The organism is Burkholderia sp. Ac-20344 (assembly GCF_017104975.1).
Taxonomy (GTDB): domain Bacteria; phylum Pseudomonadota; class Gammaproteobacteria; order Burkholderiales; family Burkholderiaceae; genus Burkholderia.
Genome location: NZ_JAAGPP010000133.1, coordinates 1 through 242 on the forward strand (window position 1 = coordinate 1; position 242 = coordinate 242).

The 242-nt window shown below is 44.6% G+C and carries 1 protein-coding gene; it reads left to right on the plus strand.

Features of this window, described 5'->3' with window-relative positions; genetic code table 11:
- Nucleotides 1–42 precede the first annotated feature (42 nt).
- Nucleotides 43–242: hypothetical protein (locus G3N64_RS30770; protein ID WP_205787546.1), on the plus strand; the 200-nt coding region annotated here is incomplete at its 3' end.

The following is a 242-nucleotide window of genomic DNA, read 5'->3' on the forward strand; positions in this document are numbered from 1 at the left end:
GAGCAACAGCGGTGAGAGGATGAAAGAGGGGATGAAGAATGAGTGAAGAAAGAGCGAGAAAGCAGAAGTGAAGTGAAGGAGGTGGAGGTGAATGGCGAGGGCGAGGACAAAGATAAATATGGTAGGTGTGAAAGGGGAGAAGAGGAAGAGAGACGTAGTGCAGAGTTTGTATACAAGCAGAAGAGGGAAAACGCGATGTCTCGAAATGATGCGGATTCAGACTTTTTTTTTTTTTTTTCAAA